This is a genomic window from Streptomyces sp. NPDC060198 (assembly GCF_042728415.1).
Taxonomy (GTDB): domain Bacteria; phylum Actinomycetota; class Actinomycetes; order Streptomycetales; family Streptomycetaceae; genus Streptomyces.
Map to the genome: position 1 here is coordinate 1 of NZ_JBHWZJ010000673.1, position 1,470 is coordinate 1,470.

The following is a 1,470-nucleotide window of genomic DNA, read 5'->3' on the forward strand; positions in this document are numbered from 1 at the left end:
CGGGGTGGAGATGATCTGGGCGACGTCGCCGCGGGCGAACACGTCGGTCTGCGGCGGGTTCTCCTCGTCGGCGTTCTTCGGGCCGCCTCCGAGGGCCTGGAGCTTCTTGTAGAAGTCCATGCCCCTCAGCGCCTCGGGAGTGTCCAGGGCGCCGACCCAGTCCCCGTCGTCCCCCTCGGCGAGTTCGCCGCCCTCGTCCCAGATGAACCCGGCGAGGACGTACCAGTTCTGCCCCGCGAGGTAGATGCCCTGGTTCCCGTCCGCGTCCAGGAGTTCGGTGTCGGCGATCCACTGCTCGCGGTTCTTCGGCGGGGTGTCGATCCCCGCCTGCGCGAAGAGGTCCTTGTTGTAGATGACCACCCGGTTGGCCGCGTACCAGGGGATGCCGTACTGCACGCCGTTGATGCTGCCCGGTTCGGCGAGGCCCGGCAGCCAGTCCTCGCTGCCGAGGTCGCGCATGGACTCCAGGGTGAGATCGCGCAGACCGCCGCTCTCCGCGTACTGGGCCACCTGCGTGTTGCCGACCTCGATGACGTCCGGGGAATCGCCGCCCTTGAGGGCGGACAGCACCTTGGGTCCGATCCCGCCCCATTCCTGGAACTTGAACTCCAGCTGGACAGATGTGTGTTCCGCCTCGTAAGCGGTGGTGAACCTGTCCAGGAACTCGGTCGATGCGCTGCCCTTCATCAGCCAGACCGTCACCGTCTCGTCCCCTGCGGCGGACGGGGACAGATAGCCGCATCCTCCGAGGGCGACGGACGAGACGAGTGCGATGGCTCCGGCAAGAATCCGGTTCTTCACGAGCGTCACCTTCTGCGAAACAGCACGACGGAAAAAATGACCCGGTGTGGGGGGACGCGGGCGGTGCTCGCACGGGTGTGTGGCTGGATTTTGGTATGGACCATTGAGCAGGTCAAGGCCTGCCCGTCGCCCGGGCGTGGTCGGCCGTTCCCTCGCGCACCGTCCGTGAGTGAGGCACGGTGGAGACACGAAGGGAGACATACGATGTCCAATCACACCTATCGGGTCACCGAGATCGTAGGAACCTCCGAGGAGGGCATCGACGCGGCGATCCGCAACGGCATCGCCCGGGCGTCGGAAACGTTGCACAATCTCGACTGGTTCGAGATCAAGGAAGCGCGCGGACACATCGAGGACGGCCGGATCGGGCACTACCAAGTGACGCTCAAGGTCGGCTTCCGGCTCGACGGACCCTCCTGACCTGGCCCGACCTCGATCTGCCCCTCCCGCACCGACTCACCACGGCGGCGTGCCCCACACCCCGGAACCTCCCGGAACCCCGACGTCCCAGTCACCGTGCGGCACGACGAACACGACGTCGACGTACAGTCGTCGGCCGAGCTTGGTGGCGCGCACCGTCGGCGCGGGGAGGCCGAACTCCCGCTGGACGTCGTCGACGATCCCGCCGCGGCGTCCTCCAGGACACCACGGGCATCCAGCGCGGCTGAC

At 67.2% G+C, this 1,470-nt stretch carries 3 protein-coding genes; 1 reads left to right on the top strand and 2 read right to left on the bottom strand.

Annotated features, from left to right (window positions below; all coding sequences use genetic code 11):
* Nucleotides 1-801: extracellular solute-binding protein (locus ACFWEP_RS34625; protein WP_387376272.1), on the bottom strand; the 801-nt coding region annotated here is incomplete at its 3' end.
* A gap of 204 nt (nucleotides 802-1,005) precedes the next feature.
* Between ACFWEP_RS34625 and ACFWEP_RS34630 the strand changes: the two genes are divergently transcribed.
* Entirely contained in the window at nucleotides 1,006-1,221 is a 216-nt protein-coding gene (locus tag ACFWEP_RS34630) for a dodecin (RefSeq protein ID WP_327267486.1), read from the top strand.
* 36 nt (nucleotides 1,222-1,257) lie between these two features.
* Here ACFWEP_RS34630 and ACFWEP_RS34635 read toward each other — a convergent pair.
* The coding region (locus ACFWEP_RS34635; RefSeq protein WP_387376274.1) for a hypothetical protein at nucleotides 1,258-1,470 on the bottom strand (213 nt) is incomplete at its 5' end.

Coding starts and splice junctions, on each gene's coding strand:
- ACFWEP_RS34630 (WP_327267486.1), top strand. CDS start 1,006: ATGTCCAATCACACCTATCGGGTCACCGAGATCGTAGGAACCTCCGAG.